Consider the following 25931-nt stretch of genomic DNA (forward strand, 5'->3'; position numbering starts at 1 on the left):
AGTGAACGCATTGACCGGTGTGCAGAGTGAGAGCGGTGTGCTGGCAGGCGACGAGCGGATGCTCATCGACGGGGAACTGCAGCAGACGGCCGGTGGCGTGATGTTCGATGTCGTACACCCCGCGACCGAGCAGGTCGCCGGACAGGCGACCGACGGCACCGTCAGTGACATGACGCGGGCCGTCGGCGCCGCGCGCCGAGCCTTCGACACCACACATTGGTCCCGTGACACGGAGTTCCGCCACCACTGCCTGGTCCAATTGGCCGATGCGCTGGAGGCCCAGAAGGAGCGGCTGAGAAGGATCCTGGTCACCGAGGTCGGTTGTCCGATCAGTGTGACCGGCAGCCAGATCGACGAGCCGATCAACGAATTGCGGCATTGGGCCGAACACGGCCGCACGTTCCCATACGAGATCGACAATGGCGTACACGAGACCCCCTTGGGTCCGGCCCGGCGCAAGATATTCTACGAGCCCGCTGGTGTGGTGGGGGCCATCACTCCGTGGAATGTGCCGTTCTACCTGAACATCGCCGAGACGATGCCCGCGCTGATGGCCGGTAATACGGTGGTGCTCAAGCCCGCTCAGCTCACACCGTGGTCGGGCAGTGAATTGGGACGTATCGTGGCCGAGGAGACCGACATTCCGCCCGGAGTGTTCAACGTGGTGCTCTCCAATGCCAACGAGGTCGGTGCGGCGCTGAGCGCGGATCCGCGGGTCGACATGATCACCTTCACGGGTTCGACGACAACGGGCAGGACGATCCTGGGCGCTGCGGCGCCCACCGTGAAGAAGACCCTCCTGGAGTTGGGCGGCAAGTCCGCCCACATCGTTCTCGACGATGCCGACCTCAGCTCCGCGCTGCCGCTCGCGGCGATGATGGCGTGTGTGATGAGCGGCCAATCCTGCATCCTGTCCTCGCGGATTCTCCTGCCGCGCAGCAGGTATGACGAAGGAGTGGACATTCTCAAGGCGAGCATGCAGGGGTTCCCCATCGGTGATCCATGGACGCCGGGCATCATGCAAGGCCCGCAGATCAGCGCCACTCAACGAGCGAAGGTTCTCGGACTGATTGCTTCCGGCGTCGACTCCGGCGCCCGGGTCGTCACCGGTGGGGGAGTGCCCGCAAACCTGCCCGTCGGCTACTACGTGCAACCGACGCTGCTCGTCGATGTCGATCCGAACAGCCCTGTGGCGCAAGAAGAGATCTTCGGTCCCGTGCTGGCCGTGACGGCGTATGACAGCGAGGACGAAGCCATCGGCATCGCCAACAACTCCATCTACGGGTTGTCCGGCGAGGTATCCAGCGCGGATGTGGATCGTGCGGTCGCGGTGGCCCGGCGCATGCGCACCGGGAATGTCACCATCAACGGCAAGAGCCACTTCGGGATCGGCAGCCCCTTCGGCGGTATCAAGCAATCCGGCCTCGGGCGGCGCAACGGTGAGGAGGGATTCAAGGAGTACCTGGAGTCCAAAACGGTCGGGATGCCGGTATGAGCCACGGGACCGGAGTCGTCGATGACAACGAGGCCGCGCCCCGACCACCGGAGGGTGACTGGCTGGGCACGCCTTACCTGCGGTTCACCCGCGAAGGCGCGTTCGGGGTGTGCACCCTGGACCGGCCGGAGGCGCGCAACGCGATGACCCCGGCGATGTACTTCGGCATCAAGTACGCCGTGCGGCACGTAGGCACCGACTCCGACCTGGCCGGGCTGTTGATCACCGGTACCGGTGACGTCTTCGCACCCGGTGGCGATATGGGTGGTGGCGGAGCGGACAACTGGCTGACGTTCGGTTCCGCACTCGGCATGGATGCACTCCCCTTTGACACGCTGCGTCAGTCGGCCAAGCCCGTCGTGGTCGCGGTGAACGGACTGTGCCAGGGTGGCGGATTACAGATCGCGCTGTGCGCGGATATGGCGGTGGTCAGCGAGCGCGCCACCTTCCGCGTCCCCGAGCTCTATCGCGGGATCGCCGACACCTACTACAGCCACATGTTGGCGCGGCTGATCGGACCCGTGCGTACCCGCGACTTGATGTTCACCGGCCGTAGTCTGTCCGCAGCGGAAGCCCTGGACTGGGGCATGGTGGCGCGGGTGGTGGCGCATGACGACCTGCACGACGCTGCACGCGAAGTGCTCGCGCAGTGCTGTCGCACCGCACCGAAAGCCAGGAACGTCATCAAGTCGAGCCTGGACAGCTTCATCGGCCTGTATGACCGCATCGGGATGGAGTCCAGCCTGGGAGCGCCCGAGTCGATCGAAGGCTTCATGGCGTTCAAGGAGCGGCGTTCCCCGAATTGGGTACACCCGCAGCTGCGATCGGATGGCCGGCTGTAGGGCCGGTCGTGGCGTTCCCGGGAAAAAGCTGCCCCCCGAACTGGCGTTTCATCGCGCGGAATCGTCGCGCAATGCACAGGATGTACCCAGAGAGCAGCGGCGCCGTCCCTGTTCTCGGCCGGACCGGCGGTTCCCGCAGGGTGACCTGCCCCCTGCGGGAACCGTCCCGAGCTCAGAGCTTGGCGTCCCGAATGGTCTCGGCCAGCGGCTCCAGCACCGCGGTGTCATAGGGCGGTGGCAGGTAGATGATGGCCAGATCCAGCCCCTCCTCGCCGAGGGCGGCGGCCTCGGCGACGACCTTGGCGTAGTCGCGGTCCGCGCCGAGCCGGACGTGCGCGGACAGCGTGATCTCCTTCGGGTCGCGCCCGATGTCGGCACAGTGCGAGGCGAGCACATCGCGTTTACGCGCGAACTCCTCCGGCGGGCCGCCGACGAAGTTCCAGTGATCGGCGTACTTGGCGGTGATGCGCAGGGTGCGCTTCTCACCGCTACCGCCGATACAGAACGGCGGGTGCGGCTGTTGCGGGCCCTTCGGCTCGTTGCGGGCGTCCTTGAGTTGGTAGAACTTGCCGTCGAAGGTGGTGGTCTCCTGGCTGAGCAGGCCCTTGAGGACCTCGCAGGCCTCTTCGAAGCGGTCGAAGCGCTCCTTGATGCTGCCCAGTTCGATGCCGTAGGCGCTCGACTCCTCCTCGTTCCACCCGGCGCCGATGCCGAGTTCGAGCCGGCCGTTGGAAATGATGTCCAGCGCAGCCGCCATATTGGCGAGCACCGCGGGATGGCGGTAATGGATGCCGGTGACCAGCACACCCACCCGCAGCCGCTTGGTGGCCTGGGCCAGTGCGGTCAGCGTGGTCCAGCCCTCCAGGCAGGGGCCGGTGGAGTCGGAGAAGATCGGATAGAAGTGATCGAAGGTCCAGCCCGATTCGAAGACGTCGATGTCATCTGCGGCTTCCCAGATGGCCAGCATGTCGGCCCATGGCGTGTTCTGCGGGGATGTCTTGAATGCGAATCTCACACATCCCGAAACTAGTCCGCGCGAGCGGTTCATTCCGGAGACTTGTTGGCAATTCGGTGTGAATGCCGCGCCCGGAGTCAGCTGGGCGCCACGAGTGACATCAGTTCTTTTCCGTCATCGGACAATTGGACGAGCGTGGTGTTGATGCGCCAGAGTTTGCGAAACGAGCCGACCGGGGACTGCGTTGTCCACAGCGTGTCACAGGTGGCGAGGTCGACGGCCGCGAGCGTGCTGACGGTGTCGGCGTAGCCGTGGTAGCCGAGGGCGACCCTGCCGTCACTTGCGAAGTATCCGCTCGGCAGGTCACAGGCTTTCATCTCCGCGCCAGACTTCAGGTCGTACTGGTGCTTGTCCTCCCGCTGGTCACCACTGATCAGCAAGAAGTCTCCGATGACGGCCGGCTGCGCATCCTCCGGAGCCGCCCGTTGGATGAGTACTTCGCCCCGGGTGTTGAACAGGGCCCATCCTCCGCCGGTCAGGTTCACCAGGGGCAGACCGCCCGATCCGACGAGCGTTCCTGGGGCACTGTTCTGCCCCGCGCGTCGGCCGGTGTCGTCGAAGAATTGAACATCCGTGGTGCCGCGTGGAACAGCCACCTCGGCCGCGAATCCGCCGAGATAGGTGACGGCCCGCTCTTGCTGCTGGCCGGCAGCGATCTCGGGCCGGACGACAGTGCCGTCTTTCAGTGAGAAGGTGATGGTGCGGTCGGCTCCGCGTCCGGCAGATTGTGTGGCCAGGCTCGGCGGCGCGAACAGGAACGGGTTGCGAACGTCTGTGTCGAGGGTTCCATAGCCGGGTACGAACCAGCTGGTGTTCGCAGTCGGGCCGATGCCGTAGATGCCTTCGTACTGTTTCATCGCCACGGCGTAGATGCCGGCCTGCTGCATGATGAATCTCGAGGAGTAGACCGTCAGCGGAGTCGGCCCGCTGTATTCGACTATTCCGCTGTGGCTGTTGATAACCCACGCGGTGGTGTCGTTGGCGTCGTCCGTCAAACACAGGACGGCGTCTGGGCCATTGAGGTAGCACCTCGGGCGGGCGTGACTGGTGATGAGGGGAACCGGGCGGAACACTCGGCCGCCATTGCTCACGTCGATGGCAACCAGCCACCACTGCGGGGCGGGCGCACCCACGTTGCCCACCATGAAGAACGCCCGATCATCGACGTTACCCAGGTAAGAGTCTGATCGGAACGGAGCGGGATCGTTGGCGAACAGGGGTGGCGCCGAAGGCTCAGCATCCGTCACGCCGAGATCGGTTGTCGTAGTGCGCCATCCGGGCACCGGCCGCACCTGCATCGGTGAGGAGAGAAGCGCCTGAGTCGGAGGCTGCCAGTCGCCGCGTGTGAAGGTGACGTTGTCGGTCGTCTTCGTCAGGGCGCGCTGCCCGATGAGAGTGACGATCGTGATGACAAGTGCTGGGACGGCAACGAGCACGACGAGGACGATCAGCCAGACTCGCCTGTAGGGCTGTGGAACCGACCTCATTGGCGCCGCCACTCCTCTTTCTCCGCATATCGATGGGCGAAGAGCTGAGCGCGCTCGGCCACCACGACATCAGGGGGTGGGAGGCGTAGTTCGCGCTCCAGAAAGCTACGGGTGTTGGCCGAGTCATGACCACGACGTTGCATGAGCGCGGCGATCACAAGGTGTTGACCCGCAAGCGCTTGCCGGGTGGCGAGCCTGGCGATGGCGACGATTTCCTGTGAGAGTTCGGCCTCGGTCATGGACGACACCTTGGGGTCCAAATCGACGCGTAGCACCCTGCCGTCCAGGAGCGCGGTCACCGAGACCGAGCCTTGCGGGTTGGTTGCGGTGAAGACGACGGTGAGGAGATCGTCGTCAGTGTTCGAGCCAAGCTCGTCGAGAATTCCTGCCGCGTCGGCGTCATCGGATACGTAGACCGCAAAGGCTTCAAACACCGATGTCTCGTCAGCGTGCCTTTGATCGTCGTCATCGTCGTCCCACGATCCCCCGGCCGAATCGCTCACATGCGCCCGGCTTGGCTGATGCGCTTTCCTGCTCGATAGTCGGCGTTGTCGTAATTGTCCGCCGCGGTGGTGAGCTTCTCGGAAAGGTCATTAGACACCGTGTGCAACGCCGAACCCGCGGCGTTACGCGCCCCATCGGCAGCCGTCAGAGCGTTGGAGGTCAGAAAACAGACGACCCCATGGGTACTCGATACGCGGTCGGCGACACCGGCGATCGCCCGGTTCGCACCGGTGACTTGGTCTGCGGCAGAGCGCTGCTTACTCGACAGCTTCCTGACTTGTTCGGTCAAGACACGAAGGTTGTCGGCTTCTACCGTCACGGGTCACCCTCCTGCTGCCGTCGCGGAACCGTAGGGGATTCCGGGACTGTTCGGTGGTTCATCGGCACGCGGAACGTCGAACGAACGGTCGTTGTTGAGTCGCCCCGGTGCAGTGCCATCGGCGATGTCAGCAGTCTGGGACACGAACGGCTCGCCCTCGCCGGGCTGCTCTGTCTGCGGCAGGTCCGGTCTTGCAGGAAGGTCTGCTGCGGCAACGTAACTGTCGATCTGCGCGCGAACACGGAGCGCATTCTGCGCGGCGTCGGCGACGAGAACTGCCATCGTGGTGTTCGTGGTCAGCAGTGCGGCCGAGGCTGCAGCGATGTCGGCCACCGCCTTCGCCTGTGCCAGGCCTGGAACGAAGTTCATCCATGCGGTGGCTGCCCCGTAGTCCGAAAGATACTGGTTCGTCTCGTCGAGTGTTCTACGGGTGCGACTCACCTGGGTTGCTTCGCCGCTGAGGATGTTCGCGATCTCCTGGTCGGCGGCTTGGACGGCGGAGGAGTGCTTGCGGTGAGCGCTGTTGGTGGCGGTGTAGGTCTCGGCCGCTCTGCCGTTCCACCGATCGTCTCGCGGATCCGCGTCCGACAGTGTCTGCACCACCTCCTGCATCCGGACCGCCGAGTCGTGGTAGCCGTTGCCGTCCTCGGGATCACCGGAACCAGTAGTGGCCTTCTCGGCCTCGATCGCCAACTGCGCGGCGGACAGAATCTTGGAATCGGCCAGCTTGCCCAGCGCGGACCCGGCGTACTTCTCCGCGATCTGCCTGGGCACCTCGGTCAGCCCCATGCCCAGCCCACCCAGGCCGTTCAGGACATCGCCCACATCGCCGATGACCTTGCGGCCGTCGGTCAACGCTCCGTGGGCGTCGAGGGTCACGACGTCCTGGAAGAGTTTCGGGACGTCCTGGATGCCGCTGCGGATTCCGTTGCCGAGGTCGAACAGATCCTTGAGAAGATCGCTACCGCCGTCACTCACGCACCATCACCCCCATCCGGCAGCTTAACAAGGCCTCACGGTGTGCCGGAGCACGTTTTCGCGGCACACTGAATCGATGGACCCGGTTGCCGCGTTGCGCGAGATCGCCTACTTCAAGGACCGGGCGCGCGAGGAATCCCGGCGAGTGATGGCCTACCGCAAGGCCGCCGACGTGGTCGAGGCGCTGACCGACGAGCAGCGGGACAAGCTGGGGCGCACCAACGGCTGGCAGGCGCTGCCCGGGGTCGGGCCCAAGACCGCCAAGGTCATCGCACAGGCCTGGGCGGGCCGCGAACCCGATACCCTCGCCGAATTACGGCAGAACGCAACAGATCTCGGTGGCGGTGACATCCGTGCCGCGCTCAAGGGCGATCTGCATCTGCACTCGAACTGGTCGGACGGATCGGCGCCGATCGCCGAGATGATGGCGACCGCGCAGCGGCTCGGGCACGAATACTGCGCGCTGACCGATCATTCCCCGCGGCTCACCATCGCCAACGGGCTCTCGCCGGAGCGGTTACGGCACCAGCTCGACGTGATCGACGAACTGCGCGAGGAGTTCTCGAGCACCACACCGATGCGCATCCTGACCGGTATCGAGGTGGATATCCTCGACGACGGAAGTCTCGACCAGGAACCCGCCCTGCTGGAGCGCTTGGACGTCGTCGTGGCCAGTGTGCACTCCAAACTCGCCATGGATGCCGATGCCATGACCAGGCGGATGGTCCGCGCCGTCGAGGGCGGTCACGCCGATGTGCTCGGCCACTGCACGGGCCGGCTGGTGGAGGGCAGCCGCGGCACCCGGCCCGAGTCGAAGTTCGACGCGGAGCGGGTGTTCACCGCCTGTCGCGACAACGGCGTTGCCGTCGAGATCAATTCGCGCCCGGAACGCTGCGATCCGCCGGACCGGCTGCTGAGCCTGGCGATCGAGATCGGGTGCGTGTTCAGTATCGACACCGACGCGCACGCGCCCGGTCAGCTGGACTTCCTCGGTTACGGGGCGCAGCGGGCGCTGGACGCCGGGGTCCCGCAGGACCGCATCGTCAACACCTGGACGGCCGAGCGACTCCTGGCGTGGACGGCTTCCTAGACTCGGCGCGATGAGCACGCATCTCGGCATCGACACCGTCGTCACCCTGCTGGCGACCGGGCTGATCTTCCTGGCGGCGCTCGTCCTCGGCGCCTGGAAGTACCGGCAGATGGCGACCAGCCCGGACCATCTGGCCCACCCCTACGTCGACATCGCGCACCGCGCGGCGCTGTTGTACTCCTTCGCCACCTTGCTCATCGCCGTGTTCGTCGAGCTCAGCGCCTGGCCGACGTGGTTGAACCTCACGGCCGCAATGGTGGTGGTGTTCTTCTTCGTGGTGGCCATCGGGGCTTATGTCCAGCACGGTCTGCGGCGCGACACCACCAATCAGTTCGAGCGGCCCGCACCGGGGTTGCACGCCGGAATGGTGGCACTGATGGCCGGTGAGATCGGCGGGTTCCTGGTGCTGTTCAGCGGCTTTGCCGCCGCGCAATTCGGCTAGTCCGCCAGCATGGGCATCTCCAATCCCGGGTCGCGTCCGAGCAGCACTCCTCGGGTCAGCATCGCGTTCCCGAATCGCTGCCGGACCCGGTCCACGGCGGTGTCGACGGCCACGGGATCGGCGGCGCCGCCGAACGGCAGCTCCAGTTGAGTGGCTCCGTCCCGGTCGATATTGGACACCGCGAAGCCGACCAGGGTCAGGCCGCGTTCGCCGATGATCGGTGCCGCACCGGCCATCAGCTCACGGGCGGCGGCCAGCACCGCCTCGGTGGACGCGGTGGCCCGGGCGAGAGTGTGCGACCGGGTGGCCCGGCCGAAATCGTCGAACCGCAGCCGGAGCACCACTGTGCGTCCGGTGCGCCCGGACGCCCGCATCCGCCTGGTGATCCGGTCGACGAGGTTGACCACCACCACATCGATCTCTTTGTCGGACATGGTGTTTCCGGCTCGCCCCAGTGCCCGCTGGGCACCCACCGAGCGCCGGCGCACGCCGGTGACCACTCGCCGGCGATCGATATTGCGGGACAGGCAGAACAGTTGGTGTCCCATGGCGCCGCCGACCATCGCGCCCAGCGAGCTCTCGCTCAGTTCGGCGACATCGGCGACGGTGCGGATGCCGTGCGCGTGCAGCTTCTCGGCGGTCTTGGCGCCCACTCCCCACAGGCTGCGCACCGGCAGCGGGTGCAGGAACGCCAGCTCGCGATCGGGTGGCACCAGGAGGAGCCCATCCGGTTTCGCCTGCTGGCTGGCGACCTTGGCGAGGAATTTGGTGCGGGCGATGCCCACCGTGATGGGCAGCCCGGCCCGGTCGCGGACGTGTTCGCGCAATGCTGCCCCGATCTGCACCGGGGTGCCCGACACCCGGGCCAGGCCGGAGACGTCGAGGAAGGCCTCGTCCACCGACAGCGGCTCGACCAGCGGGGTGGTGTCATGGAAGACCTCGAAGACGACGCGGCTGGCCTGCGAGTAGGCCGACATGCGGGGCGGGACCACGATGGCGTGTGGGCACAGCCGCCGGGCTTGATGGCCGCCCATGGCGGTGCGGACGCCGTAGGCCTTCGCCTCGTAGCTGGCCGCCAGCACCACCCCGCCGCCCACGATCACCGGGCGGCCGCGCAGCGCCGGGTCATCCCGCTGCTCTACCGAGGCGTAGAACGAGTCGAGATCAGCGTGCAGGATGTGCGCTGCAGGCACGGGCCGAGACACGAACATATGTTCGCATCAGGTGCCGACAGATCAGGGTGTGCTGCCGTAGATGCTGGTCAACCAGATATGGGTGAGCGTGTCGACGACGCGGGCATGCTCCACTGCCGGCTGATCACCCGCCAAGGTGGCCATCATCATCCGCTCGTTCATCAGGTTCAGCGAGGTCGCCAGGTCCGAGGCGGGGATGGTCTCGGCGGCGGCGCCACGCTCACGTTCGACTTTGATGAGCGCCGCGGTCATGGCGATCCACTTCTGCATCAAGCCCTGCCACACCGCCCGGAACTCCGGGCTGACCGTCACCGCCTCGACGCCGGCCCGCGCGGTGGCGGGGTGCGAACCGAACGAGCTGAAGAAGATCTCGATGCCCCGGCGGATCGCGCTCTTCGGATCGGAGGGCATGTCCTCCAGTGCGCTGTCGAACCCGGTGTCGGCGAGTTTGATCAGCGGATCCAGCAGCGTCAGCAGGACGGCTTCCTTCGAGGCGAAGTAGAAGTAGAACGTCGGCCGGGAGATGCCGGCCCCCTTGGCGAGGTCGTCGACGGAGATGTCGGCGAAGGCGCGCTCCTCGAGCAGGCGTTGCGCGGTCGCCAGGATGGCCGCTTCGCGATCGTCGCCGGAGGGGCGGGTCGCGCGGCGGCCGCGGGCGGTCTTCACCGGGCTCTGCCTCACATCGGGCTGCGTCATCACCAGGCACTTTACGCCATGTCGAAAATTTCAACACACCGTTGACCGACTCGACACTGTGTTGATACCGTCGGTCCCATGAACGAACACTTCGATGTCGTGATCGTCGGTGCCGGCATCTCCGGTGTCAGCACCGCATGGCACCTGCAGGAGCGCTGCCCGTCCAAGAGCTACGTCATCCTGGAACGCCGCGAGAACATCGGCGGGACCTGGGACCTGTTCAAGTACCCGGGCATCCGCTCCGACTCGGACATGTTCACCCTCGGCTTCCGGTTCAAGCCGTGGACCTCGGCCCGCTCGATTGCCGACGGTCCCGCGATCTGGAACTACATCAACGAGGCCGCCCAGGAAAACGGTATCGACAAGCACATCCGCACCGGTCAGAAGGTGATTGCCGCCGACTGGTCCGATGCCGACAACAGGTGGACCGTCACCGTCGAGACCGACGGCGAAGAGAAGCAGATCACCGCGTCGTTCCTGTCGGTCTGCAGCGGCTACTACAACTACGACGAGGGCTACACCCCGACCTTCACCGGTGCGGAGGACTTCAAGGGCCAGATCATCCATCCGCAGCATTGGCCGGAGGATCTGGACTATGCCGGCAAGAAGATCGTCGTGATCGGCTCCGGCGCCACCGCCGTCACCCTGATTCCGTCGCTGGTCAACGGTGGCGCGGGCCATGTGACGATGCTGCAGCGCTCGCCCACCTACATCGGCTCCCTGCCGCTGGAGGATCCGGTGGCCAAGCAGGCCAACAAGTATCTGCCGAAGAACGCAGCGCACTGGGTCAACCGGTGGAAGGCCATCGCCTACGCCACCGCGCAGTACCAGCTGGCCCGTAAGTTCCCGGCCGTGTTCAAGAAGGCGCTGCGTGAGATGGCGACCCGCCGACTGCCCGCGGACTTCGACTACGAGAAGCATTTCAGCCCGCGCTACAACCCCTGGGATGAGCGAGTCTGCTTGGCGCCCAACGGCGATCTGTTCAAGGCCATCCGGTCCGGCAAGGCCGGCGTGGTCACCGACACCATCGACCGGTTCACCGAGACCGGTATCAAGCTGACCTCCGGTGAAGAGCTGGCGGCCGACATCATCATCACCGCAACAGGTTTGAACATGCAGCTGTTCGGCGGCGCGAAGGCGCTGCGCAACGGCCAGCCCATCGACCTGACCAAGTCGATGACCTACAAGGGCCTGATGCTCTCCGGTGTGCCGAACATGGCGATCACCTTCGGGTACACCAACGCGTCCTGGACGCTGAAGGCCGACCTGGTGTCGGAATTCATCTGCCGTGTACTGAACTTCATGGACGACAACGGATTCGACCGCGTCGAACCGCAGCATCCCGGTGCAGCCGTCGATGAGGAGCCGTTCATGGACTTCACCCCGGGCTACTTCCGGCGGGCCATGGACAGCCTGCCCAAGTCGGGTTCGGAGGCGCCGTGGCGGCTCAAGCAGAACTACTTCTTCGACCTGCGGACCATCCGGTACGGCAAGGTCGACGAGGAGTCGCTGCACTTCACCAAGCACCGTGCGGCCGTGACGGTTTAACCGCGACACGACGCGAATACCCCCGGAATCCACGGATTCCGGGGGTATTCGCGTTTGGCCGTCCTAGGGAGCGACGACGACGATCCCGTCCTCGTCGCTGTAGGCGATCTCGCCGGGGACGAACGTGACGCCACCGAAGGTGACCGCGACATCACGCTCCCCGGCACCGGTTTTGGTGCCCTTGCGCGGGTTGGTGCCCAGCGCCTTGATGCCGACATCGATGGTGCGCAGCGTCGCGGCGTCGCGCACCGCCCCGTGCACGATGACACCGGCCCACCCGTTGTCGCGCGCCAGGCCGGCGATGATGTCGCCGACCAGCGCGGTGTGCAGGGAACCGTCGCCGTCGACGACGAGTACTCCGCCTTCACCGGGTGTCGACAGAATCGACTTCAGCAGCGCGTTGTCCTCGAAACACCGCACGGTGGTGATCCGGCCGGCGAAGCTGGTGCGCGCGCCGTAGTTCTGTAGCTGCAGATCGCAGCTGCGGACGTCGGGATAGATCTCATCGACCAGGTCGGCGGTGGCGCGGGGTTCGATACTCACGCCGTCGATGCTAGCGAGGCGGCTCAGTCCTGTTCGTCGGACCCGCGGCGGGCCAGGTACACCACGAGCACCGCGAGCACGGCGGCCGCCAGGGCCGCGGCCAACGGCCACCGGGATTGCCCCGGACCGGGCGACGGTACCGCGACGAGTTGCGCGGGAGCCGTGGCCACAGTCGACTTCGCCTGGGCGGCAACTTCTTTGGCCGGTGACAGCGGTTCGGCCGGGACGGGCTTCGGGGCCGCGGGCGGTGGTGGCACTTTCTTGGCCGGGGCGGCCTTCTTGGCGGGCGCGACCTTCTTGACCGGAGCTGCCTTCTTGGCCGGGGTGGCCTTCTTCACCGGAGCCTTCTTCGCCGGGGCTTTCTTGACCGGTGCCTTCTTCGCAGGCGGAACCGGTGGCTGCTCACTCGGTGTCTCGTCGGGCCGGTCCGGCTCGTCGGCCATGTGGGGCGCTCCTTCGCTGTGGCACAGACAGTGGTTCCATCATGCCAGTCGGATAATCGCTAGCCGGTGACCGCCAGCGCGGCAGCAAGCGTCAGGGCCACGGTCATGAGAGCCAACTCGGTGTAGGACCGCCGGCTGGAGGTGGCTGCCGTCACCCGATGTCCCCGAGCCGACGGCAGCCAATCGGTCCGGTTGTGCCAGGCCAGCCCCAGGAGGGCGGCGGTGAACAGCACCTTGGCCAGGACCAGCCGCCCGTAGCCGGTGCTCCACAACTGGGTGGGCGCGTCGAGCGTCACCACGGCACTGCCGATCCCGCCCACCAGCAGCACCACCACACACCACAGGGACAGCGCCGAGAACCGTGGCAGCACGCGCGCCCACTGGCCGCGATGCCCGACGGTGAGCACCAGTGCCGCCAGCAGGCCGCACCAGACGGCCGCGGCAAGGGCGTGCAGGGTGACCGCGATCCCGCCGAACGCGTTCCCGGAGAGATGGCCGGCCAGCGTGCGCGCGGTGGTGCCGATCGCCGCGATTCCGGCGACCGCGACCCCGGCGGCGGGCGTCCGCCACCAGATGGTCAGGGCGCCCACCAGCGCCGCGGCCAGCACGCTGATCAGGTCGGCCCGGCCGGCCACCGTCGATATCGCGTATTCGACGGTGGTCCGGACCCCGAGGGTGCTCAGCGGCACGGCCGCAGTGGCGGCAGCGGCGGTGAACAGCCGAGCCACCTCCGCGACCAGCCACAGCGCCGCGGCGACCGTCATCGCCGCGGCGCTGCGCGTGGCCAGTTCGTCGCGGTAGCGCGGGACGTCCAGCATCGGCACCAACGCCAAGCCCAGCACCACCACCGCGGCCACGTCGGCCGCGGCCCGGGTCACGGTGGCGCCGAACGCCACCTGCGGGTAGGTCAACGCCCAGGCCAGCAGGAGCCCGACCACCAGCGCCGCCGTGCCCCCGAGCATTCGCCTCACGTCTGCCGGCGCCGGCTCCACCACACGCCCGCGCCCACGATCGCCACGGCGAGGACGGCGAAGGGCCAGACGGGGATCTCCCCGTCCGCGGCTGCCGGTGCGGCGACGGGTGGGCCCGGGGTGCCGGCACCCGCCACGGAGAGCCGGAACGACCACGAACCGTTCACGACGTGCCCGTCGGCGGATGTCACCCGGTAGTTGGCGGTATAGGTGCCGGCCGGGCCGAGCGGTCGCAGATCGACCTGGACCGCCGGGCCCTGCACCTTGGCTTCGCCCGTCGACCAGAGATTGCCGTCCGGCCCGACCAGCGTCATCGAGGCGAACGCCGTCTGGAGCTGCTCGTTGAACGTGGCGGTGATCCGGGCCGGCCCTTGGGTGAGCACGGCATCCGGGGCCGGGTCGCTGGATACCCGCACCGCGTGCGCCGAGGCCACGCCGGCTCCGGCCAGCGCGACCATCGCGAGGACAGCGCCGAGCGCGGCGAGCATGCGCAGTCTCATGCCCGTCGTCGCCCGATGAGCGCGGCGGCCACGGCGACCGCGGCCAAGGCCAGGGCGCCGCCGGCCAGCCAGCGTGCGCCGTTGTCGGCTCGGCTGACCGGTTGCGCGTCCACCGCGGGCGACGCCGCCACCGCGGGGGCCGCCGGTGCATGGGCGGGCTCGGGCTCGCCCGTCAGGGACAACTCCGGCGCGGGGTACTCGGGTTCGCCGCCGCCGGGCAGCGGGGCCTGATCCCAGTGCACGACGGTCCCGTCGGAATAGGTCTGGGTGGCGGGGAAGCTGACGGTGTCCTGTTTGGGCAGGGTCACCGAGACCTTGAACAATCCGAACTGGTCGGGTGCGATGCCGACCGCGGGTGCGGCCGTCCAGGTGACCGAACGGACCGTGCCTGCCGCGGTGTCGCGGTCCAGGCGTGCGGTCCAGCCGGGCATCAATTCGGTGCGGGCCGAGGCGACGTTCGGCAGGGTCACACTGAATTGTGTTGTCAGGGCTCCTTTTTCGGACTCGCCGGGCACCCGGAAGGTGAGTACGGCGGAGCCGCCCGGATGGGCGTCGTCGGCGTCGACGTGGACGTGCGCCGATGCCGGTGCGGCGGTGATGAGCGCGGCGCCGGCCGCGGCCAGCGTGAGGAGGGCGCGCGCGGGCGCCCGGTGGGTGAATCGCATTCTGTTGTCGGCTTTCTGGGGTGAGGGTCGGGGGTCGGCGGTCAAGCCGGGACCGGCGGACCCCGATGCGATATCGACGAGCGCAACAACGAAACCGAGTGCAGCGGTTGGCCCTCGGCGCGATAGGTCACGGTGGCAGGTGCCACAGGTAGCGATACCGGGCCTGCGATGGCCGCGACGGTGCGCGACAGTGCGGCGCACAGCCGTTCACCCGCCCCGATCAGAAGTGCCCCCGCCAACACCGCGGCGAGGTGCGCGGCCAGCATCGTCAGGGGGTGCGCCGAGACATGCGGATGATCCCCGACGCCGAGTAGGTGATGGCCGAGCGCCTGACCGGCCGCCAGCGCCGTCAGCAGGGGCCAGAAGCCCCTGCGGGTGGTCGACGCCACCGCTCCCACCGCACCGGCCAGGACCAGGAGCTGGGCCGTCGCCGCGCCCGCGGGGAACATGCCGGACGCGGTTCCGTGCGCGGCCAGGGCCAATGCCGCCGTCAGCGCCCCGACGGCACCACCGCGCAGAAGCGCGGGGCGACGGGGCGATGCGGCGGTCATGGGTGTCTCAGCCGAGTCCGAGGCGCGCCAGGAGGTCGGCGTCGACACCGTCGAGTTGGGCGATGATGGCGGCGTGTGCCGCGCGGCGGCGCTCCGACGGCATGTTCTCGGCCGCGGTGACCGCGGCGGACAGGTCGGTCAGCCGGTCGGTGATCGCCGTGACGAACTGTTTGGTCTCGGCGTCCTTGGGCTTCTTGGCGGCCACCTGCCGCAGTGTCTGCTCGGCACCGGCGATCCGCGCCGACAGGGCCGCGCCGTGTCCGGAGAACTGGCCGAGCTGGCTCAGCGGAACGCCGAGACGATCGGCGCGGCGCTGGTCGATCAAGCCCCGTGCGGTCACCGCGACGCGGTAGGCCAGCGGCACGAGAATCGGCGCGAGCAGGCGGGACACCGTCAAGGTCCGGCGAATCCTGCTGGGCGAGAGCAGCTTGCCCTCTCGGGCGGCCTTGAGCTGCGTTTCAGCAACTTTGAGTGCCGTGCGATCGCTGTCCCGTTGGGCCTTGATCTGGGACTTGAGCGCCCGGGACTGCTCCTTGCGGTCGGCTTTGACGCGGCGGGCGTCGTTCTTGGCCGCGAGTTTGGCCTCCAGCTTGGCCTTTGTCTTGATGGAGCGCTTGATGGCGCGGGCCTCGGCCCGGCGGATCGCCCGGCTCTTGCGTCGCGTGAACAGGCCCATCGGCGTTGCCTCCCAATATCTCATCGACTACCGCGGTCGCAGGACGGCAGTTGTGGCCAACACTATCGCCCGTAACATGCATCGGCCGCCGGTGTCCTCTCGTGGTAGCACATTTTGTCTCTCAGCAAACAATTTGACCTCGGTGTGCGACAATCGGGTAAATTCCTGCCGCCACACAGTGCGGTGCCGTGAGGGGTGGTGACGACGTGGTGTCGCGGGTGCGAGTCGCGGCGGCAGCCTGTCTGATGGTTTCCGGCCTGTTCGTCGGTGGTGCCGGCGGTGCACTGGCGTTTGCCAACCCGGACGAAACCGATGGTGCAGGCGGTGCGGGGACGACCGGCGGCACCCTCGGCGACGCACCCTCGGACGCGGAGGGGCCGGCCGCTGTCGACGGCGCGGGGAGCGGTCGTCCCGACCGGCGCGGGCGGCACCCGCAGCCACCCCGCGTGGTCATCGGCAACGGCCGCGACGCGGCGCCGTCGGATGCTGGGGAAAGCACCAAGGGCGACACTTCCAGCAAACAATCCGCGACCGTCGATCGCGGCTCGGGCGGCGCGTCTTCGGGAGCCGCCGGCGAACGAAACACCGGGGTGGGTGCGGCGCCTCCGGCGCTGCCGCCGGTCACCGCCCAACCGCCCCTGGGCTCCACCTTGCCGTCGACGGTCGCGGATCCGCCGGACCCCGGGCTGGATCCCGAAGACCCGGACGATCCGGAGGATCCGGACGATCCGGACGAGTGCGATGAGAACGGCCACCACTGCCTGCCCTGGTGGTGGCCCAAACCGGTCGTGGTGTCCCCGGGTAACGGGAACGGCGGTGTCGGCAGCGGTGCCCCCAAACCGCCGTCCGGACGTCCGTCCCGGCCCCCGGTGATGCAACTGCCCACCCCGGCTCCCCAGTGGGCCCCGAACGGCGAGGTTCCGGTGGTGCCCGCCCTTCCCGATGTGGTCGATGTCTTGCCTGGGCTGGCCTCGGCAGCCGCCGGCTTACCGCTGCCACCGGTGTCGGTGCCACAGATCGTCGTGCCACCGGCGGCGGGCGGTGGCGGCGGCGGAGCGGCGGCCGGGGGATCCGGGGCCCCGCCCCCTGCCGCGCCGCGCGCCCCGAGTGCGCCCCGCTCTCCCGCAGAACCGCCGCGGTCACCGGTTCAGGCCGTCGACAATCCTGTGGTGCCGGCGTCCTACCGGGTGGGATACGGCGAGTACCTGCGCACGGCCGGCACCTCGCAGGTGGTTGCGGTTGCCGTTCCCGGGTTCACGGGGATCATGTTGCTGACGGGAGCGGGTGGGATCATTGGGTACCGCCAGGCCCGGTCGGCGCTCACCTTGCGATCGACCCGGTCGGCGCGGTTCACGAGTTGACCGGAAGTGCTCGCCTACGCGGCGCTGCACCGCCATAGTGGAAAGTACCGGAAGGAGGTCGAAATGCCTGCTAGTCGCAGTGTGACCAGAGCCGTCAGTGCCGTACTGGATCTTGCCCCGCGGAAGGGAGAGGTGTCCCTGCCACGGTTGGTCGAGGCAGTCAGTGCCGACCGCGGCCGCCCGATCGAACTGAAGATGGCGGATCTGCCGGCCGGTGTCTGCGGGCAATGGCGTCAGTACGCTGACCACGACGTGTTTCTGATCCAAAAAGGGTTGCCTGCATGGGATCGCACCCTGGCCCACGAGCTCGGCCACCTCGTGCTGGGACATGACGGCATCTCCGTGGTGGAGGCGGCCCGCGGAACCATGGAACTGGCCGGATCTGACCTCATCGGCTACATGCTGAACCAGCGGACCGGCTGCATGGGACCTGCCGGCGAGGACGCCGAGCAGGAGGCGGAGGATTTCGCCGCACTGCTGATCTACCGTCTCGGCCGGCTGCCGTCCGATCGATCGTCGATTGTGCAGGTGCGGCTCGGAGAGGCATTTGGTTGATCGTCTGGGTGATCGCCGGTCTCCTCGGACTGGCGACCGGCTTGCGTATCGGATGGGCTCTGGTCAACAAGCAATCCCTGGTCAGCAGCGCCATGATCCTGGCGCTGGGCAGTCTGGGCACTGTCGCGGCCTTGAACTGGCAGCCGCTGACCCTGCTGATCGACACGGCGTTGCACTGGCCCAACATCGCCGTCGCGCTCAGTCAGGTGGCGCTGATCTCCTGTGCGGCGGGCAGCTGCGTCATGATCACCACGGTGGCCTCGGACCGTAAGCCGGTGACGATCCGGCGGATCGCCATCGCGCAGTACCTGGTGGCGCTCGCCATCGCGGTGGGCACGATGGTCGGGTTCTTCGTCTCGGGGCAGGAGCCGGAGATGGCGCCGCAGGAGTACCTGCGCCGCAACCTGGGCTCGGCGGGCGGCTGGTCGGCGTGGCTGCTGCCGATGCTCTACGTGTTGTTGGCGCTGACCCTGGTGGCGTGGGCGGGTGTACGGCACTCCAACCGCACCCGGCGCGGGCGCGCCCTGTTCGTATTCAGCATCGGAATCGTGCTGATCGTCCTGGCCAGTGCCTTCTTCCTGCTCCGGGCCGTCGGGAACACCGACCTGCTCGGGGTCGGATCTGCGGCGACGCTGCTCGGGTGCGCCATGCTGGTGGTCGCGGGCGGATCCCTGCTGCCGAGTATCGAGGACTGGTTCGGCGCCCGGCGTGAACTGCGCACGGTTTCGCCACTGCTGGCCGAACTCAGTGCCCGGCACCCGGATGTGGGTATCGGTGTGCGCCCGCGGGGGCCGCTGCTGTTCCGGGTGGCTGAGCAGATGTCCCTGATCTCCGACTCGCTGTATCTGGAAGCCACCGCGGCCGAGACCGTCCGCCGCCGTGTCCAGGCCCACGGATCGGCGGCCCGGCAGCTGGCTGACGACCACGACGACGATCCCGACGAATTCGTGGATATCGCCGAGCTGGAGGGTCCGCCGGTGCCGGCCGCCGAACAGGCCAGGGGTATCGCGCAGTGGATCTACGACGGGCGCGGTGCCGACCGTGACGCCGCCAACCGGGAGTTTCCCGGGCTCAACTGGCTGCGTCAGCCGCCGACGTTCTCGGATCGGGAGTGGATTCTGGCGATCGCCGAGCAGTACTGCGATCTCGAACGCACACACGGTGCCACCGCGCGTTAGACGCGCGATGACACCGTGTGTGGTGACGTTCTCGGGGACCGGGCCGAAGCCGGGTCAGCTGTCGAGGTTCTCCTTGCGGCGCAGCTCGTCGGCCTTGAGGGCGAGATCCTGCTGCGACTCGGGGGAGAGCCCGACGGTGCGGGCGGCGATGCGGCGCACACCTTCGTCGCGCATGTTGGCCAGCCAGCTCAGCTCTTTGTCGAGCTTCTCGTAGTACTCGTCATCGGTGAAGTACGCCGGCTTGATCCGGAAGAAGTTGGCCAGCGCGGCCATCGTCGTGACCGAGGGATTCGTGCGGTTGCCCGAACGAAGCTGCGACAGGTAAGGAGCCGACATCGTGACGCCTTCAGCCTTCAACGCGCCGATGACCTCAGCAGATGTGTGCGGGCCGCGTCCCGGCGGGTAAACCGTCTCGAACAACCGGTTTAGCCGGGCGGCGAACGTCTTGCTCATCTACTTTCCTCCACATAACTCACGAGCGGTGCACGTTAGTCTCGTATTTGCTGATCATCGTAGCGAGAGTTATCGCCACAACCAAGTGCAAACGACTGAAAAGTCTCAACCCACTGACGCAGCATACTCCGCGGGGCTCCCCAGCAGCATCTCAGGGAGTTTTGAAAACCCAGGACCGCCGGTCCGGCGAACGAAAAAATGACGTATGCGTTGTTTTGCCCGTATCGGCACACTGGGACGGATTGTCACAGCTTGCCCATGGTGTCCGCCCAGCCGGGAGTGCTACCCGTAGCAAAGCGGGAACTCGAATTTGCTGTGCACGCTGGCGAAATATGGTTAGCCTCCTGCGTAGGTCGGCTTATGGCCACGTGAATATGCGGGCGCCACGGCCGATCTCGGATGCGATCCGGGCGAGGGGCAGTAGCCAGCAGTCGTTCAGCGGCGTTCGGACGACGAATCCAGTGGCGCGGAGCCGTTTTCGGTAGCGGAAACCACGCGTTTGCGCCGGTAGCGCACCGCCGCGGTACCGATGGCCGTGACCGCCACGGTGCCGGTGACCGCGATCGCCAGCCAGCGCAGGCCGAGCGCGTTGTCGAACAACAGCCAGAAGCCGAACAGGGCGAAGATCACCGCGGCCATGCCGTGCAGGAAGCCCGCTGGCAGCCGCCGGTGCAGCAGTGCGCCCGCCGCGATGGCGACACCGTCGGCGGCCACCATCCCGATGGTGGCGCCGATCCACACGCCGGCCCAGTTGTGGTCGCTGGCCAGCGCCACCGTCGCCAGCATCGTCTTGTCGCCGAGTTCGGCGAGCACGAAGGAGGAGACGACGGCGAACACGATGAACCGCGGCTCGGCGACCCGGACTTCTTGGGTGTCGTCGTCTTTGGCGCGGCTGTCGCGCCAGGTCCACGCGGCGAAGAGGAGGAAGGCGATGGCTGCCGCGAAGGCGATGGGCCGTTGCGGCAGGGTCAGGCCCAGGAAGTGACCGATGGTGACAGAGAGGCCGTGCACCAGGAAGGCGGCGATACCGACGCCGGAGAGCACCACCCACCAGCGGTGCCGCAACGCGTAGGTCATGGTGATCAACTGGGACTTGTCACCGAGTTCGGCGACGAACACCACCCCGAGACTGACGAGTGCGGCACTGAGCACGACGACGACCTTTCGACACGGCGCCGGCGGGCTGCGTGCAGCTGCCACCGGACATTCGGTCGAAGGTCTCGCCCACCACCCCTGCAAGCTCAGGTGCGGTTCGCCGGCCGGGCTTTCGCCAGTATGTCGACACGACGATTGGGGGCTACTCCCCTTCGCTGATGCCACCGACGATAACCGCCCGCGGGTGACCGCGCCAGCTCGGCCGGCGAGTTCGGGCACCCGCACTTTCTTACGACGGTGTGCGAAAAGCCTTATGCGGCAAGCAGCATCGCCAGGATCGCAGTATCCGGATGGCTGATCGGGTCCACTCCCACGCGGCTGATCATCGACGTGATGGTCCCGTCGGACTCCGCTTCCACCCAGGCGGCCCGGTGCTCCAGGCCGAGGTGTGGCAGACCCGGCAGCAGCACGCAACCCGAAGCCGCACCGGTGCATTCGGGCAGTGACGGAGTGGTCTCCGACGGCGGGTGCAGCATCAACAGCGCCGGCGGCTGACGGGCGGCGAAAAAGCCGGGGGGAACGGCAGATTCACCGACCACCGGACCCTCGGCGAGCACCAGGCCGACCGTGCCCGGTGCGGGCTCGTCCGGGAGCTCCTCGCGAACACCGAAAATCGTTGTGGTGGAGAGTAATCCGGGCAACGATGCAACCCGGACAGCGACCATCAGCAGCTGCGCCCACTCTTTGGTCGAGTCGGGCCAACGGCCGGACACCACGAATCCTTTGAGGGAACCACCGGTGTGGAACGGGGCAATCTCCACCGCTTGTTGGGGTCCGGTATCCATCTGGCCTCCCGACAGTGCTGGAACGCTGGCGACACTGCTGTGGGTCGATCCGCACAGAATGAGGCAGGAGGTGGCTAGCACGCAAGAGGACACGAGTGCCAGAGCCGAACCGGTACGCAACGCAAGGGACCCCGCACGCTTGCCGCGTGCGGGGTCCCGTTGGGGGTGCGGGGCAGCTCAGCCGAAGATGAGGCCGCCGGTCTTGGTGGTCGCCTTGGCGAACCGGTCCTGCACGTCGGCCCAGTTGACGACGTTCCAGAACGCGGTCACGTAGTCGGCCTTCACGTTCTTGTACTGCAGGTAGTACGCGTGCTCCCACATGTCGACCTGGAGCAGCGGGATGATGCCCAGCGGCACGTTGGCCTGCTGGTCGTACAGCTGGAAGGTCAGCAGGCGGTCGCCCAGGCTGTCGTAGCCGAGCACGGCCCAGCCCGAGCCCTGCAGGCCGTTGGCCGCCGCCGTGAACTGCGCACGGAACTTGTCGAACGAACCGAACTGGTCGTCGATCGCCTGCGCGAGCTCGCCGGTGGGCTTGTCGCCACCGTTGGGGGAGAGGTTCTTCCACCAGATGCTGTGGTTGACGTGACCGCCGAGGTGGAACGCGAGGTTCTTCTCGTTCAGGAAGATGGCCGACTGATCGTCCTTGGCGCGGGCTTCCTCGAGCTTGGACAGCGCGTCGTTCAGACCCTTGACGTAGGTCGCGTGGTGCTTGCTGTGGTGGATCTCGTTGATCTGTCCGGAAATGTGGGGTTCCAGGGCGCTGTAGTCGTAGTCAAGCTCTGGGAGGGTGTATTCAGCCACTGGCTTCCTTCCTAGTCATGTGATCCGTCTGGATCGGCGGTGGAGTTCGGCGTCGGATATGGCAGGCGTATCTCGACAACAAGCTCGGCTCCATCCTTGCCTCATGACGGCTGGCACCGCAAGGACGTGTGCCGTCAGCGCACACGGGGAATAAGAGCGGCCGCAGTCAGGTCAATACGATGAGTGCGAGGACTGCGAGAAGGACCAGCGCGATCACGCCGGCGCGCAGACAGGCCATGGCCTGGTTGCCGTACATCCGCGCCGGGCCCTGCCAGTCGGACGGGGGCACGGCTGCTCCGTGGCCCAGTGGGTGCGCTGCCATCACAAGCTCCTGACCTGCACGATCGAAATATCCCCCAGTGAGATCTGTCACACGGCTGTGGTGACGGTGATCATAAGCCTTGATCGGCCACGGGCGAAATCGGCACCCGTGTTTGAGATTGTGCCCCGGGGGCAATGATCACGCTGATCCGAACCCGGCCGAATTGACCGGATGTGAAAGTTAGCTCAGCGATCTTTTTCGCTCAGCCCACGCCTGCCCTTGTTGATCGTGGCGTCTTTCGGGCTCAGGTTATCCACAGCCGATCGGCGGAGTCGCACGCATTCGGGGGTTCTATGGCACCCAGTGCCTGTGGATGAACCTGTGGAAACTGTGGATAGCCCGTTCATTGCTGGCTCGGGCAGCCCATGCCAGCATGGACCGTATGACCCACTGCCAGGCGCGCACCGACGGACCGGCGAGAATGTCTGCCCATGTCTGACATCGACGTGGCGCATGCCGAAGTGAACGACGTTCCGCTGACGTTCGACGATTCTGTGGTCCTGCTTGATGTCCGCGAGGACGACGAGTGGCAGCGCGGACATGTCGCCGGCGCGCAGCACATCCCGATGGGCGATGTCCCGGCCCGGATCGACGAGATCGACCGGGACGCGACGCTCTACGTGATGTGCCATGCCGGCGGCCGCTCGCTGCGCGTTGCCCAGTATCTGGCCCGCAACGGATTCGAACCCATCAACGTGACCGGCGGGATGCTGGCGTGGGCGCAGGCCGGCCGGCCGGTGACGGCGCCGGAGGGGCCGGACGGCGGTTCCGTCGGCACGGTCTGAGCACGCCGTAGGCTGGTCGGCGTGATTCAGGTCTGCGCTCAGTGCGGGACGCGGTGGAACGTCCGTGACCGCCAGCGGGTCTGGTGCCCGCGATGCCGAGGCACCCTGCTGGCGCCCGGTGCGCTGCCGCCGGCGGCGCCGCCGCAGCAGGGCCCTCCGGATCGGCGGTGGGGCGCCCCGGCAGCTGCCCCCAACCGGCCGCAGCCCGGTCCGCTCCCACAGGGTTTCAAATGGATCGCGGTGCGCCCCGGTGCGGCGCCGCCACCCCGGCAGCCCCGTCGGCCGCTGGGACCCACTCCGCGTTACGCGGGCATTCCGCGCTGGAGCCTTTACGACCCGGCCGGCGAGCACACCGTCGACACCACGACCGGTGCCGGGGCCCGCAGCGGGCCGTCGGCGACGATGGTCCGCGCCACCCTGATCACCACCATGGCTCTCCTGGGCTTCGCTGTGCTGATGCACATCGTGCGATACGCCCTGCTGCTGATCAACCGCACGGTGCTGCTGAACCCCCTACTCGCGGCGGTGGTGACCTGGGGCGGGGTGGTGGCCAGCGTGCTGGCGGCATTCGCGGTGGTCGTGACGGCGGTGGTGCTGACCAATTGGCTCATCGCCCGTCGGGCCGCGGTGTTCGCGCACCACGGCCGCGAAGATCCGCGGTCGAAGTGGCAGCTGTGGGCGGGATGTCTGATCCCGCTGGTCAATCTGTTCTGGGCGCCCGTCTACCTCATCGAACTCTCCCGCGCCGAGGGCCGTACCGGCCTGCGGATCACCGCATGGTGGATTGCGTGGGTGCTCAGCACGGTGGTGTCGGTGTTCTCGATCGCCACCAGTTTCGCCAGCGACGCCCAGGGCATCGCGAACAACACGGTCACCACCACGATCGCCTACCTGCTGGCGCTCGCGACGGTGGTGCTCGTGTTGGAGGTCTTCCAAGGCTTCGAGCGCCGGCCCGTCGATCGTCCGGTCAAACGCTGGGTGATGGTCGCGACGGTGCCCGGCGCCGGCCGATCCGAAGAGGAATCCGAAGAGGAATCGACCGAATCCGCGCCAGCGGTTGAGGCCGAAGACCAAAACCCGGCAGCATAGCCGTATGACCGCGGGCGACGCCGGCGCCACTGGGCCGGCCGGATCGGAACCGATATCGGCCTCCCCGGCCGAACGCGACCCCTTCGTCGTCGCGCACCGGGGTGCCTCCGCCGAACGTCCGGAGCACACCATCGCCGCGTATGAGCTGGCCTTGCAAGAAGGTGCCGATGGCGTCGAGTGCGATGTCCGGCTGACCAGGGATGGGCACCTGGTGTGCGTGCACGACCGCCGGGTCGACCGCACCTCCGACGGAACCGGTCTGGTCAGCGAGATGACGCTGGCCCAGTTGCGGGAGCTGGACTACGGCTCCTGGCATGCCGGCTGGCGTGCCGGCGGCGCGTCCGGCGATACCGGGCTGCTGACGCTGGACGCCTTGCTCACGCTGGTGCTGGACTGGAAGCGGCCGGTGAAGATCTTCATCGAGACCAAACACCCGGTGCGCTACGGCGCCCTTGTCGAGAGCAAGGTGCTGGCGCTGCTGCACCGGTACGGGATCGCCGCGCCGCCGTCGGCGGATCTGGCCCGCGCCGTGGTCATGTCGTTCTCGGCGGCGGCGGTGTGGCGGATCCGGCGTGCGGCGCCGATGCTGCCCACCGTGCTGTTGGGCGAGACCTCGCGCTATCTGGGGGGCAGTGCGGCCACCACGGTGGGTGCCACCGCGGTGGGGCCGTCCATCGCCACCCTGCGGGACCACCCCGAGCTGGTGGACCGCGCGGCCGCGCAGGGCCGCGCGCTGTACTGCTGGACCGTCGACCATTACGAGGACGTCCGGTACTGCCGTGACGTCGGGGTCGGCTGGGTCGCCACCAACCACCCCGGCCGCACCAAGGACTGGCTGCAGAACGGGTTGACCGGGGTGGGGCGGGACTAGATCAGAGACTTCCGCCGGCGGCCTTGGGGGCGCTCGGGTCGGTGCCGCCGCGGGTGAGTTCGCGGGCGACGAAGTCCTCCAGGTGGAACAGGTTGGCGCCGGCGCGTTCGGCGATGCGGACCAGCGACGAGATGGTGGCGACCTCCTCGATCTGCTCCTTCAGGAACCACTGCATGAACTGTTCGCCGAGGTAGTCGCCCTCTTCGCGGGCGACGCTGGCCAGCCGGGTGATCTGCTCGGTGACCGTGCGCTCCTGCTCGAGGGCCAACCGCAGCGCCTGGGCCGGGGTGTCGAAGGAGTTCTGCACCGCGTCGACGCCCGGGATCTCGACGTCTAGGTCGCGGTCGAGCAGGTACTGCACCAGCATCATCGCGTGGTTGCGCTCTTCCACGGACTGGGCATAGAAGTGCGCGGCGAGCTGAGGCAGGTCGGATCCGTCGCAGTACACGGCAACGGCGATGTATTGCTGCGACGCGGTGAATTCGCTGCGGATCTGCTCCCGGAGGAGCGTGTTGAATTTCGTGTCGAGTGGGGTCGCGTCGTTCATGGGAACGACAATAGTGCAGGTCAGAGGGCTTGTCAGCAAAGGTGACCCTTATTCAGGTTAGCGTTTCCTAA

Annotated in this window: 31 protein-coding genes; 11 read left to right on the forward strand and 20 right to left on the reverse strand. The window is 67.4% G+C overall.

The window, feature by feature from the left end:
* The first annotated feature begins 10 nt into the window (after positions 1-10).
* Together H7J86_RS15535 and H7J86_RS15540 are read left to right on the forward strand one after the other, a co-directional pair.
* Complete coding sequence (locus H7J86_RS15535; protein ID WP_267292972.1) at positions 11-1495, forward strand: aldehyde dehydrogenase family protein; 1485 nt, start codon at positions 11-13, stop codon at positions 1493-1495.
* On the forward strand, positions 1492-2337 hold the full coding sequence (locus H7J86_RS15540) for an enoyl-CoA hydratase/isomerase family protein (RefSeq protein ID WP_267291952.1): 846 nt from the start codon (positions 1492-1494) through the stop codon (positions 2335-2337). Before H7J86_RS15535 ends, H7J86_RS15540 begins: the two co-directional genes overlap by 4 nt.
* Positions 2338-2509: 172 nt before the next feature.
* Here H7J86_RS15540 and H7J86_RS15545 read toward each other — a convergent pair whose 3' ends face one another.
* The 5 genes from H7J86_RS15545 to H7J86_RS15565 form a co-directional block, all read right to left on the reverse strand.
* Entirely contained in the window at positions 2510-3352 is an 843-nt protein-coding gene (locus tag H7J86_RS15545) for an LLM class F420-dependent oxidoreductase (protein WP_267291954.1), read from the reverse strand.
* A gap of 77 nt (positions 3353-3429) precedes the next feature.
* Entirely contained in the window at positions 3430-4851 is a 1422-nt protein-coding gene (locus H7J86_RS15550; protein ID WP_267291956.1) for a 9-bladed beta-propeller domain-containing protein, read from the reverse strand.
* Complete coding sequence (locus H7J86_RS15555; RefSeq protein ID WP_187097337.1) at positions 4836-5342, reverse strand: YbaB/EbfC family nucleoid-associated protein; 507 nt, start codon at positions 5340-5342, stop codon at positions 4836-4838. The genes H7J86_RS15550 and H7J86_RS15555 overlap by 16 nt, the downstream gene beginning before the upstream one ends.
* The gene (locus tag H7J86_RS15560; RefSeq protein ID WP_187097336.1) at positions 5339-5662 is read right to left on the reverse strand and encodes an ESX-1 secretion-associated protein; all 324 of its coding nucleotides are present in this window, start codon (positions 5660-5662) and stop codon (positions 5339-5341) included. The genes H7J86_RS15555 and H7J86_RS15560 overlap by 4 nt, the downstream gene beginning before the upstream one ends.
* Positions 5663-5665: 3 nt before the next feature.
* Positions 5666-6640, reverse strand: coding sequence for an EspA/EspE family type VII secretion system effector (locus tag H7J86_RS15565; RefSeq protein WP_267291958.1), 975 nt, complete (start codon positions 6638-6640; stop codon positions 5666-5668).
* Between the two features lie 76 nt (positions 6641-6716).
* On the opposite strand from H7J86_RS15565, the gene H7J86_RS15570 reads away from it, so the two are divergent.
* Together H7J86_RS15570 and H7J86_RS15575 are read left to right on the forward strand one after the other, a co-directional pair.
* Positions 6717-7730 (forward strand): PHP domain-containing protein, encoded by a 1014-nt coding sequence (locus H7J86_RS15570; RefSeq protein WP_187097334.1) that lies wholly within the window; start codon positions 6717-6719, stop codon positions 7728-7730.
* Positions 7731-7740: 10 nt separating this feature from the next.
* Entirely contained in the window at positions 7741-8172 is a 432-nt protein-coding gene (locus H7J86_RS15575; protein WP_267291960.1) for a hypothetical protein, read from the forward strand.
* Here H7J86_RS15575 and dinB read toward each other — a convergent pair.
* Positions 8169-9383, reverse strand: a complete 1215-nt coding sequence (gene dinB / locus H7J86_RS15580) for a DNA polymerase IV (RefSeq protein WP_267291962.1) — start codon at positions 9381-9383, stop codon at positions 8169-8171. The two genes, H7J86_RS15575 and dinB, sit on opposite strands and share 4 nt — an antisense overlap.
* 24 nt (positions 9384-9407) lie before the next feature.
* Complete coding sequence (locus H7J86_RS15585) at positions 9408-10061, reverse strand: TetR/AcrR family transcriptional regulator (RefSeq protein WP_267291964.1); 654 nt, start codon at positions 10059-10061, stop codon at positions 9408-9410.
* Positions 10062-10139: 78 nt separating this feature from the next.
* On the opposite strand from H7J86_RS15585, the gene H7J86_RS15590 reads away from it, so the two are divergent.
* Positions 10140-11609 (forward strand): flavin-containing monooxygenase, encoded by a 1470-nt coding sequence (locus tag H7J86_RS15590; protein WP_267291966.1) that lies wholly within the window; start codon positions 10140-10142, stop codon positions 11607-11609.
* 63 nt (positions 11610-11672) lie between these two features.
* Here H7J86_RS15590 and rraA read toward each other — a convergent pair whose 3' ends face one another.
* The 7 genes from rraA to H7J86_RS15625 are packed head-to-tail and all read right to left on the reverse strand — an operon-like array spanning position 11673 to position 15958.
* Complete coding sequence (gene rraA, locus H7J86_RS15595) at positions 11673-12152, reverse strand: ribonuclease E activity regulator RraA (RefSeq protein WP_090362036.1); 480 nt, start codon at positions 12150-12152, stop codon at positions 11673-11675.
* A gap of 23 nt (positions 12153-12175) precedes the next feature.
* Entirely contained in the window at positions 12176-12595 is a 420-nt protein-coding gene (locus H7J86_RS15600; protein ID WP_267291968.1) for a hypothetical protein, read from the reverse strand.
* 59 nt (positions 12596-12654) lie between these two features.
* Complete coding sequence (locus tag H7J86_RS15605) at positions 12655-13557, reverse strand: CopD family protein (RefSeq protein ID WP_267291970.1); 903 nt, start codon at positions 13555-13557, stop codon at positions 12655-12657.
* Between the two features lie 5 nt (positions 13558-13562).
* Positions 13563-14066 carry a copper resistance CopC family protein gene (locus H7J86_RS15610; RefSeq protein ID WP_090362028.1) on the reverse strand — a complete coding sequence of 168 codons (504 nt, stop codon included), beginning with the start codon at positions 14064-14066 and terminating at the stop codon, positions 13563-13565.
* Positions 14063-14731, reverse strand: a complete 669-nt coding sequence (locus H7J86_RS15615; RefSeq protein WP_090362026.1) for a YcnI family copper-binding membrane protein — start codon at positions 14729-14731, stop codon at positions 14063-14065. Before H7J86_RS15615 ends, H7J86_RS15610 begins: the two co-directional genes overlap by 4 nt.
* Before the next feature lie 41 nt (positions 14732-14772).
* The gene (locus H7J86_RS15620) at positions 14773-15282 is read right to left on the reverse strand and encodes a hypothetical protein (protein WP_090362023.1); all 510 of its coding nucleotides are present in this window, start codon (positions 15280-15282) and stop codon (positions 14773-14775) included.
* Positions 15283-15289: 7 nt separating this feature from the next.
* Positions 15290-15958: a DUF6474 family protein gene (locus tag H7J86_RS15625; protein ID WP_267291972.1), complete on the reverse strand. Its 669-nt coding sequence runs from the start codon at positions 15956-15958 to the stop codon at positions 15290-15292.
* A gap of 188 nt (positions 15959-16146) precedes the next feature.
* On the opposite strand from H7J86_RS15625, the gene H7J86_RS15630 reads away from it, so the two are divergent.
* The 3 genes from H7J86_RS15630 to H7J86_RS15640 all read left to right on the forward strand — a co-directional run bounded on the left by H7J86_RS15630 (position 16147) and on the right by H7J86_RS15640 (position 19052).
* Positions 16147-17319, forward strand: coding sequence for a hypothetical protein (locus tag H7J86_RS15630; protein ID WP_267291974.1), 1173 nt, complete (start codon positions 16147-16149; stop codon positions 17317-17319).
* A gap of 63 nt (positions 17320-17382) precedes the next feature.
* Positions 17383-17874: an ImmA/IrrE family metallo-endopeptidase gene (locus tag H7J86_RS15635; protein WP_090362230.1), complete on the forward strand. Its 492-nt coding sequence runs from the start codon at positions 17383-17385 to the stop codon at positions 17872-17874.
* Positions 17871-19052, forward strand: a complete 1182-nt coding sequence (locus H7J86_RS15640; protein ID WP_267291976.1) for a hypothetical protein — start codon at positions 17871-17873, stop codon at positions 19050-19052. The genes H7J86_RS15635 and H7J86_RS15640 overlap by 4 nt, the downstream gene beginning before the upstream one ends.
* 54 nt (positions 19053-19106) lie before the next feature.
* On the opposite strand, the gene H7J86_RS15645 is transcribed toward H7J86_RS15640, so the two are convergent.
* The 5 genes from H7J86_RS15645 to H7J86_RS15665 form a co-directional block, all read right to left on the reverse strand.
* The gene (locus tag H7J86_RS15645) at positions 19107-19505 is read right to left on the reverse strand and encodes a helix-turn-helix domain-containing protein (RefSeq protein WP_090362012.1); all 399 of its coding nucleotides are present in this window, start codon (positions 19503-19505) and stop codon (positions 19107-19109) included.
* Between the two features lie 435 nt (positions 19506-19940).
* Complete coding sequence (locus tag H7J86_RS15650; protein WP_090362010.1) at positions 19941-20657, reverse strand: TMEM165/GDT1 family protein; 717 nt, start codon at positions 20655-20657, stop codon at positions 19941-19943.
* A 254-nt stretch (positions 20658-20911) separates the two neighbouring features.
* Positions 20912-21445: a peptidase gene (locus tag H7J86_RS15655; protein ID WP_267291978.1), complete on the reverse strand. Its 534-nt coding sequence runs from the start codon at positions 21443-21445 to the stop codon at positions 20912-20914.
* 177 nt (positions 21446-21622) lie between these two features.
* Positions 21623-22246 carry a superoxide dismutase gene (locus tag H7J86_RS15660; protein WP_090362005.1) on the reverse strand — a complete coding sequence of 208 codons (624 nt, stop codon included), beginning with the start codon at positions 22244-22246 and terminating at the stop codon, positions 21623-21625.
* A gap of 166 nt (positions 22247-22412) precedes the next feature.
* A complete protein-coding gene (locus H7J86_RS15665; RefSeq protein WP_167154391.1) occupies positions 22413-22568 on the reverse strand; it encodes a hypothetical protein in 156 nt (51 codons plus the stop codon).
* 431 nt (positions 22569-22999) lie between these two features.
* Between H7J86_RS15665 and H7J86_RS15670 the strand changes: the two genes are divergently transcribed.
* Genes H7J86_RS15670 through H7J86_RS15680 form a run of 3 tightly spaced genes read left to right on the forward strand, consistent with a single transcriptional unit; the run spans position 23000 to position 25313 of the window.
* The gene (locus H7J86_RS15670; protein ID WP_090362001.1) at positions 23000-23353 is read left to right on the forward strand and encodes a rhodanese-like domain-containing protein; all 354 of its coding nucleotides are present in this window, start codon (positions 23000-23002) and stop codon (positions 23351-23353) included.
* Between the two features lie 21 nt (positions 23354-23374).
* The gene (locus H7J86_RS15675) at positions 23375-24442 is read left to right on the forward strand and encodes a DUF4328 domain-containing protein (protein ID WP_090361998.1); all 1068 of its coding nucleotides are present in this window, start codon (positions 23375-23377) and stop codon (positions 24440-24442) included.
* A 4-nt stretch (positions 24443-24446) separates the two neighbouring features.
* Positions 24447-25313 (forward strand): glycerophosphodiester phosphodiesterase, encoded by an 867-nt coding sequence (locus H7J86_RS15680; protein ID WP_235683443.1) that lies wholly within the window; start codon positions 24447-24449, stop codon positions 25311-25313.
* A 1-nt stretch (position 25314) separates the two neighbouring features.
* Here the strand turns inward: H7J86_RS15680 and H7J86_RS15685 are convergent, their stop codons facing one another.
* Entirely contained in the window at positions 25315-25860 is a 546-nt protein-coding gene (locus H7J86_RS15685) for a ferritin (RefSeq protein WP_090361993.1), read from the reverse strand.
* Positions 25861-25931 lie beyond the last annotated feature (71 nt).

The sequence above is a fragment of the Mycobacterium hackensackense genome, assembly GCF_025822555.1.
Taxonomy (GTDB): domain Bacteria; phylum Actinomycetota; class Actinomycetes; order Mycobacteriales; family Mycobacteriaceae; genus Mycobacterium; species Mycobacterium fluoranthenivorans.